The organism is Streptomyces coryli, from assembly GCF_011044975.1.
Lineage (GTDB): Bacteria > Actinomycetota > Actinomycetes > Streptomycetales > Streptomycetaceae > Streptomyces > Streptomyces coryli.
Map to the genome: position 1 here is coordinate 1 of NZ_JAAKZV010000503.1, position 1,829 is coordinate 1,829.

2 protein-coding genes are annotated in these 1,829 nt (G+C 76.5%); both read right to left on the reverse strand.

Annotated elements, in window-relative coordinates; genetic code table 11:
* Positions 1 to 85: 85 nt before the first annotated feature.
* Positions 86 to 847 carry an ArsR/SmtB family transcription factor gene (locus tag G5C51_RS41735; protein ID WP_165246117.1) on the reverse strand — a complete coding sequence of 254 codons (762 nt, stop codon included), beginning with the start codon at positions 845 to 847 and terminating at the stop codon, positions 86 to 88.
* Between the two features lie 43 nt (positions 848 to 890).
* Complete coding sequence (locus tag G5C51_RS41740) at positions 891 to 1,757, reverse strand: helix-turn-helix domain-containing protein (protein ID WP_165246119.1); 867 nt, start codon at positions 1,755 to 1,757, stop codon at positions 891 to 893.
* Between the last annotated feature and the right edge of the window lie 72 nt (positions 1,758 to 1,829).

Below are 1,829 nucleotides of genomic sequence, written 5' to 3' on the forward strand. Positions count from 1 at the left end.
ACTGCCGGTGAGCGGGCGGTGCCGGCGGCCGGGCGAGCTGCCGGTGCCGACCGCCGGTTGAGCTGCCGGTGTGCCCGCCGCGCGCTCAGGCCGCGGCCGGTACGGCCAAGGTGTGCTCGGTCAGGCCGAGTTGATCGTCGAGCGCCGCCGCCCCGGCCGCGGTCACCCGCACCGCCCGCCCGGATCCGATCCGTTCCACCCACCCGAGCTCGAACGAACGCCGGCACAGCGCCGCGCCGACCGCGCCCGCCAGGTGCGGCCGGCGCTCGCTGTAGTCGAGGCAGTCGCGCAGCAGCGGGCGGGTGCTCTTCCGTCCGTCCGGCGGGATGACGGCCCCGAGCCGCCGCAGCCAGTCCCGGCCCGGCTCGGTGAGGGCGAGCCCGCCCCTCCGGTCGATCAGCCCGCGGTCCTGCGCCGCGTCGGCGATGGCCACGCCCAGGCGCCCGGCGAGATGGTCGTAACAGGTCCGTGCCCGCGCCTCGGCCCGCCGCCGCCCGGCGTCGCGCAGCGAGCGCGGCCGCCCGCTGTCCGTGCCCCCGGCCCTGGCCCCGATCCCGGCCCCGGTCCCGGCCTCCGGCGCGAACGTCGCCAGCTCCTCGACCAGCGTCGCCGCCGCCGGCCCCGCCAGCCTCACGTACCGATGCCGCCCCTGCCGCTCCAGCGTGACGAGCCCGCCCTCCAGCAGCCGCGCGAGATGTTCGCTCGCGGTCGACGGCGCGACCCCCGCGTGCCGCGCGAGCTCCCCCGCGGTCCAGGCGCGGCCGTCGATCAGCGCGAGGCAGAAGGCGGCCCGGGTGGGGTCGGCGAGCAGCGCGGCGGTGCGGGCGAGGGAGGTCGGCGACAGCATGCGTCCATGGTGCACGCGGGACTCTTCGGCTGCCGCCGAAATATCAGCGGGCCGCCTCGGAGCTGCCCCAGCTCGCCAGCAGCCGCAACGCCTCCGCCTCCCGCGAGTCGGGCGCCGCGGTGTAGGCCAAGAGGGCCAGGTCCGGGTCCTGGGGGAAGGTGGTCAGCTCGAAGGAGAGGGACAGCGGGCCCGCGACGGGGTGGTTGATGCGCTTGCGGCCGTACGACTTGGTCTTGACGGTGTGCAGCGCCCAGTGGTGGCGGAACTCGGCGCTTTCGACGGTGAGTTCGGCGATCAGGCGGGACAGCTCGGAGTCGTCGGGGTGCTGCCCGGCGGCGAGGCGGAGGTGGCCGACCACCTCGCGGGCGATGAAGTCGCGCTCCGGGTAGCGGGCGCCGATCTCGGGGTCGGTCAGGTGCAGCCGGGCGAGGTTGCGGTGGTCGGGCGGGAGGCGGGCGAAGTCGGTGATCAGGGCGCAGGCGAGACGGTTCCAGGCGAGCACGTCCATGCGGTGGCCGAGCGCGAGGGCCGGGCTGTCGATGGCGTCGAGGAGCTGCTGGACCCCCGGCCGCACCGCCGGCAGCGGCGGCAGCGGCGGCGGGCGGCCGGAGCTCGGCCCCGGGCCCGGACGCGGCGGCCTGGCCAGCCGGAACAGATGCGCGCGCTCATCCGCGTCCAGCCGGAGCGCGTCCGCGACGGCGTTCAGCACGGCGTCCGAGGCGCTGTGGTTACGCCCCTGCTCCAGGCGTACGTAGTAGTCGACGCTGACTCCGGCGAGATGCGCCAACTCCTCGCGCCGCAGCCCGGGCACCCGACGCGCCCCGGCACCCGAGGCGTAGCCCACGTCCTCCGGACGGATCCGGTCGCGACGTGAACGCAGGAAGGCGCCTAGCTCCGCGCGTGGCTGCATGGCGCTCATTCTGCTGCCGGGGGCGGGGTGGTGGGTAGGTACAGCTGTACCCAGGCAGGCCGGGGCCCGGGG

What these genes read in the sequence shown, in the direction of transcription:
- G5C51_RS41735 (WP_165246117.1), bottom strand. Translation starts at nt 847, where the DNA reads ATGCTGTCGCCGACCTCCCTCGCCCGCACCGCCGCGCTGCTCGCCGAC.
- G5C51_RS41740 (WP_165246119.1), bottom strand. Translation starts at nt 1,757, where the DNA reads ATGCAGCCACGCGCGGAGCTAGGCGCCTTCCTGCGTTCACGTCGCGAC.